The following is a 5,941-nucleotide window of genomic DNA, read 5'->3' as shown; positions in this document are numbered from 1 at the left end:
CCCTTCGAATACGCACTCGGCGACCACCTCCGCAAAATCCAGCAGAAGGGTGCAACCTCGTTGTTCGGACGCGCATTCAAAATCTGCAACGCCTTCGCCGGCAGGACTGTCGCTTTCAGACCGACCGGACAGGACGGTGTCTTCGACGTCTACTTCCGCCACCAGAAAATCCAAACCATCGACCTCAACGCAATCAGCCGATAGCATGGGAAACTGTTCGCGATGTCTTCGCACACCTGTTCGCGATGTCTCCGGTCCAAACAGTTATGTGAGTGGAGGGTAAGCACGGTTTTTTACGAATGCCTGCTTGCCAGGCGCCGGCCGGGCCTGTTTTCTTGCGCCCGATGGAGACGGGGCGCGGCCGATAGGATCGGCGCTGGGGGATCTTGCTGGCAATATCGACCTCGGTGTGCATAGCCACCCACCGCCGGCCCGAGGGACTGGCGAGACTTCTTGAGTCCCTGAGCGTCCAGGTCGGCGCGCCGGATTTCGAGGTGATTGTCGTCGACAACGACGTGGACGGATCGGCGCAGGCCGTTTGCGACCGTTTCGTCGGTGATTTGGCCCTGACCTATTGCCGCGAGACGGTGCCCGGGGTCGCGGCGACGCGAAACCGCGCCGTGGCCATCGCCGCCGGTGAGTTCCTCGCCTTCATCGATGATGACGAATGGGCGGAGCCGGATTGGCTCGGTAGTCTGCATGGCACGCTGACGGCTACCGGCGCCGACGCCGCCTTCGGCAACATTGCGAATCTCTTCGCGCCGGATGTCGCACCTCACATCCGCACCTCCGGCATGTTCGAGACCTTCGACTTCGCCGACGGGGCAGAGCTTAGATGGTGGCAGACGCGCACCGGCAATGCCTTGGTGAGGCGCGCGGCCCTGCCGGACCGGGTAGCGCCCTTCGACCTCGGCTATGGGCTCACCGGCGGCGAGGACACCCATCTGTTCAAGGCCATGCTCGATCGCGGCGCCCGTCTCGTCTGGTCCAGCGGGGCGCTCGTCGGCTCCTTGCACTCCAGCTCGAACGCGAACATGGGCTGGCTGCTCCGGCGGGCGTTGCGCTATGGCGGAACGGGCGCCGAGATCGAATGGCTTCATCTGCCGCTCCGCCGCCGCGTCAAGCTGGGCTTGCGCTGCATTCGCCCGGCCGTGCGAGACCTCGGGCTGGCTGCCTTGCGCTGGCGGTCCGACAAGGCAGGCGCCACGAAACTGCTGGTCTCCGGAACGATGTCCGCCGGTCGGCTGTTGCGGCTGCTTGGCCGCCGCGTCGAGATCTACAAACGCCCGACCGGCGCGGCGTGAACGGCCCTTCACGATCTTGTTTATTCAATATTAGCTGCCGGTGATCTAGAAATCGACGGTCGACATCGGGCGTTTTCGGCCGCAGGGGGTGGCCGGTCGCGGGGAACGATGCCGACCGGGTGGGCATGTCGAATATATATTCATCGATCTTCACCCGCATCCGCCATGCCGGGAAATCGCCGCGGCGCGTCTGGCTGACCCTCGACGATGGCCCCGACCCCATCAATACAGAAAAGATACTCAAGGTGCTCGACCGGCATCGGATCAAGGCGGCCTTCTTCATGATCGGCGAGAAGGTTGCCGCGCAGCCAGCTGTCGTCCAGCGTGTTTTCGATGCCGGGCACCGGATCGGCAACCACACCTTTTCACATCGCCGCCTGACGGAGCTGACAGCCGCCGAGATCCGCGACGAGATCGAAACCACAGCCAAGCTCATTTCAGCCTTCACGCGCGACGAGAAGATTTTCCGACCGCCTTTCGGCGCCATCGATCAAACCGTTTGCGCGATCGCCGACGACCTTGGCCACCGCACCGTGCTATGGAACGTGGACCCGACCGACTGGGATTTGCAGTGCCAACCCAAGGGCTGGATCGACAAGGCGCTTCACGCGACGCATAAGAGGGAGGCCAGCGTCATCCTGGCCCATGACGACCGGCGCACCACCGCCGAGAATTTCGATCTCTTCATCCGCCGGTTGAAGAAATCCGGCCGCATTGCCTTCGAGAACCCAGCTACGCTTTGCGCGATTGCCGGGCAACTGAACCCCGACTGAACAGCAGCCTTAGCCGATAACGCCAGAAGCGCCAGCGCGTCCTGCCGTCCTTGGGCAGCGGCCATGCGATTTTCAGGAAACGATCGGCCTTGCCGAAATTACCCCTGAGATAGAGGACACGTCCGATCTTGATGGCCAGCAGCGCCTCGCGCCTGCGCAGCACCTTGTCGTCGATGTGCGCAGCGCCGAGCTGGCGCAAAGCCTTGCGCCAGGCGAAGAAGCGATTGGCGGACAGAACCGTCAGGCGATCGTCCGCCCGCGCCCTTGAGGCATGATAGGTCAGCACCGATGTCGTCACCTTGTCGATGCTCGCCTGGGTCAAGAGCCTGGCCCAGAACAGCGTGTCTTCCTCATAGTGGACGCTTTCCGGAAAGCGCACCGCTCCAATGGCGCGCCGCCTGATCAACGCGCCGCCCATGTTGATCGTCTGGCATTTGTCGATCAGGTAATTGCTGGCGTTTTCGAGGCGTGAGGGACCATAGCCGGCCGGGGCGTCGATCAGGCGGTCGATACCTTCGATGCGCCTGACATAGGCGCCGATGACGATATCGGTGGCATCATGTTCGTGCCCTTTGCGGAGCAGGCTGCGCAATCCGCCCGTCCGATGGAGGTCGTCGGCGTCGATGAAATAGAGCCAGTCGGCCACCGCCATGTCCAACCCGGAGTTGCGGGCCGCCCCGGCATGGAACCTCTCCACCCGACGGACCCGCACCGGCAGCCCGCTTAGCCGGCCGGCCTGCTCGGCGACGCCGCCGGTATCGTCCGTGGAGCCGTCGTCAATGACCAGTATTTCTTCAATGAGGTCTGCTTCCGAGGCAAGAGAAGCGATCGTCAAGGCGATTGAAGCCGCTGCATTGCATGCAGGTATGATAACCGAAATGTCTTTCACCCGATGATTTCCCACCCAACCCAGCGACCGTTTGGCGCCCCAGTCGAGCCGAAGTATGGCGAAGGCCAGTTGATTCCGTAGACCGGAGGTTGATTTTGTCGACGGGAAATTGAAACGGGTCGTGGCGACCGGGAATATGCTGGCAACTATAGTAGGTCCAGCTTGCGGCTTTGTTATCGCGACCGGCAACTCTTTACGAACCCGCAGGCGCGATCTATGAATTGCGGTCGGCGCAACGCCGGCGACGCCGTCGAAGAGTCTCCCCGGTGAAGAAAAGGCACCTCTTGTTCGTCGGCGGCAGCGGTGATCCCGGTGGCCTCCATGTCCACACGGCCGACGTAGCCTACGCCGCCAGGTCCCTGGGAATTCCAGTCAAGATCATTTCCGTGGAAAGAGACTATTTTTCTGACCTGCTTCCGGCAGAAGCGATCGAGATAGAGTATATTCGGCGGCTTTCCTATCAGCGTCTCATCGCCAAGCCGAGGCGATTCCGGTTTCGCAGAACCGCCATCTGGGCTTCGGTCCTGGCCAGACATCCCGGCCATGATTTCATTTTCTGCCGCGGAACCTTCGCCGAAACACCTGTCGTCGAACTGCTCATGACCAGGGCAGCCGGCCGGCGCATCTACACCATCGAACATTCTCCGCTGGCGTTCAGATGGCGATCCATGTTTTCGAAACCTCAGTACGGCGCTGTCATGAACGCCTGCGTCCACCGCACGATCGTCGTGTCAGGCCGGTTGTCGCAGATCGCGACAGAGGAGTTCGGCATGGCTCCAGACAAGCTCCGCCTCTGCGCGAACTGGGTCGATCCCATGTTCACCGAACCGACCGGGTCGGCACGGCGCCAGGCGCGCGAACGGCTGGGACTGTCGGACGAGACTCTCGCTGTGGGATACGTCGGTCGGCTCGGACCGGAAAAGAACATCGATGTTCTGATCGATGCCTTTGCGGCCGTTCTCCAGCAAAGGCCGGCCGCGAACGCCGTCCTGATCATCGCGGGGGACGGCTGGTATCGCCGCGAAATAGAACAGAAAATTCAGTCATCGAGCGCCGCCGACCATATTCGGCTTGTCGGCTGGCAGACCGATCCGCGCGCCATTTACCACGCCCTCGATATCTTCGTGCTGGCCAGTCCGGTCGAGGGCTTTCCCCTCAGCCTGACAGAGGCGATGGCGACCGGCCTTCCTTGCATCGCCCATCCGGCGTGCCCGTTTGCGCATCGGATCGACGCCGGCAACCACCATCAGCGCGTTCGGAACCATCGAGAGCGCGGCTATTGCCCGGTCGAGGCCTTTGACGTTTGGCTGCATGCCGATCCATAGCCATCCGCTCTGCTCCTCCTTGATGCCGAGGGATCGGCGCAATTCCAGGCGCTCGGAGTCCGTCGGCGAGGCAATGACACGGCGGGGATCGAGCGTCGGCGGCAGGACCGTGATGCGTTCGGGCGCGATCGACCACGCCCGTCGATAGGCATCGGCCTGGGGCTGGCTGAGCATCAGCAGGCGCGTCCTAGACTGCGGCCCGCAACACGCCTCTTCAAGCTTGCGCATAACGCGGTAGCGCGGCAACAGCCACGGCAACGGCCGCTCCGCGAAGCTTCGATCGCCACAATAGAGAACATCGAGCCCGATCAGCTTCTGAAAGCCGACGACCAACTGCTTGCGATGGTCGACCGCTTGCTCAAGATCGTTCGCAAATGCAGCCATCCGGCCATAGTTGGTCAGTCCCCGCGCGGACAATATTGAGATCGGAATACCGTCCGCCAGCGGCCCGGCCGAAGTGCTGAACAATCTCACGCGCCAATTGCGGTCGAGCAGCACGCGCGCTACCCTTGTGGCATCCCGCTCGATGCCGCCGGCCTTGGCCAGGTCGAAGACTGCGATTGCGATTTCCATGCCACTCGATTCTGGCCGCAGAAGCTGAGCACATCTAACCTAACAGTCTGACCTGAATCTTGCCGTCGCCGGCTCGCCAAGAACTTCGCGGGCACAACCAAAGCCGGCTCGGGGATCTTCATCCCTGCGATCCGCCCGATGCTGCGTAGCACGCCGGTTCGCCCAATGGCTACCGACCTTCGAATCTGGCTTCAGGTGCCCACCCGTACCATCGTCTCGCGACGACCCCAACCCTGTCACACTGACAGTGCTACCGACAAAATATGGCTAATTTGCCGTTAAGGCGCAATCAATTTGACGCTTGCGCGGTATCCGATCGACGCTGACCATATTGGCAACATCTCAGCGAGGCTGGAGCTGATCAATCGTTTCTCCGAGAGGCCGAACCATACACTTCTATACTGCTGCCTTGCTCCGCACTTCCGACTTGTCGAGATGGTAGGTCGAATATTTGTCGAAGAATTTCTCCGACGCCCCGAACGATGCGCTTAGACGCCATCGTCGCGTAGGCCCATCAGACGAGCTCATCCAAAGCCGACTTCGTGGCGGTAAGCAGGGTTGCCTCGATGACTTCGATGAGCTTGTTTGCACCCATCGGGGAGTCGACATGAAGTCGGCGCCGAGACCTGTCAGGGCTTCACGAACCGATAGGCGAAGCGATCGGTCTCGCCCTTGATCGAAGGATCGAAGACCTTGATCGCGTGCTGATCGTCCTTGTTCGCGAGCATGGTGCTTTCCGCGTCCAGTACGAAGCCGGCCGCCTCCACCTCCTCGCGGACGGACGCAGGGTCAATCCGATGCAGCGACTGGGTGTCGCTCGTGCCCGACCCAGCGGCGGCGGCGTGGTCGACGATGACGTAGGACCCACCGGGCTTCAGCCGCTNATAGACGGCTCGATTGAAGTCGGCCGCCGTCGCACCCTTCTTCTGCATCAGCGCGGTGTGGAGATCGTGGTAGAACAGGTGCAGCCACAAGACATCCGCTGGCTGCGTGGCCTGCGGCATCGCCACGAGGTCCGCCGATACGGCTTCGACGTTCTCTCGGCCCGGTTCCTTCGCCAGCGTCCGCATGCGGCCG

Annotated in this window: 6 protein-coding genes; 3 read left to right on the top strand and 3 right to left on the bottom strand. The window is 62.0% G+C overall.

From position 1 onward, the window contains the following. A partial coding sequence (locus A3A9_RS45585; RefSeq protein WP_210163703.1) for a hypothetical protein occupies window positions 1–207 on the bottom strand: 207 nt, incomplete at its 3' end. A 200-nt stretch (window positions 208–407) separates the two neighbouring features. Between A3A9_RS45585 and A3A9_RS40820 the strand changes: the two genes are divergently transcribed. Beyond that, on the top strand, window positions 408–1,304 hold the full coding sequence (locus A3A9_RS40820; RefSeq protein ID WP_245279227.1) for a glycosyltransferase family 2 protein: 897 nt from the start codon (window positions 408–410) through the stop codon (window positions 1,302–1,304). 125 nt (window positions 1,305–1,429) lie between these two features. Beyond that, the gene (locus A3A9_RS40815) at window positions 1,430–2,077 is read left to right on the top strand and encodes a polysaccharide deacetylase family protein (RefSeq protein WP_051371524.1); all 648 of its coding nucleotides are present in this window, start codon (window positions 1,430–1,432) and stop codon (window positions 2,075–2,077) included. Here the strand turns inward: A3A9_RS40815 and A3A9_RS0136260 are convergent. Next, a complete protein-coding gene (locus A3A9_RS0136260; protein ID WP_027062811.1) occupies window positions 2,037–2,966 on the bottom strand; it encodes a glycosyltransferase family 2 protein in 930 nt (309 codons plus the stop codon). The genes A3A9_RS40815 and A3A9_RS0136260 overlap by 41 nt on opposite strands. Before the next feature lie 266 nt (window positions 2,967–3,232). Here A3A9_RS0136260 and A3A9_RS46675 point away from each other — a divergent pair, with 266 nt between their 5' ends. Continuing rightward, window positions 3,233–4,291: a glycosyltransferase family 4 protein gene (locus A3A9_RS46675; protein ID WP_161634583.1), complete on the top strand. Its 1,059-nt coding sequence runs from the start codon at window positions 3,233–3,235 to the stop codon at window positions 4,289–4,291. Between the two features lie 1,202 nt (window positions 4,292–5,493). Here A3A9_RS46675 and A3A9_RS46155 read toward each other — a convergent pair. After that, the coding region (locus A3A9_RS46155; protein WP_027062809.1) for a class I SAM-dependent methyltransferase at window positions 5,494–5,941 on the bottom strand (448 nt) is incomplete at its 5' end.

This window comes from Mesorhizobium loti CJ3sym (genome assembly GCF_000472785.1).
In the GTDB taxonomy this organism is placed as follows: domain Bacteria; phylum Pseudomonadota; class Alphaproteobacteria; order Rhizobiales; family Rhizobiaceae; genus Mesorhizobium; species Mesorhizobium loti_E.
Note: the sequence above shows the minus strand (reverse complement) of the source record. Positions and strands in the feature narration are given on the sequence as shown.

What these genes read in the sequence shown, in the direction of transcription:
- A3A9_RS40815 (WP_051371524.1), top strand. Translation starts at nt 1,430, where the DNA reads ATGTCGAATATATATTCATCGATCTTCACCCGCATCCGCCATGCCGGG.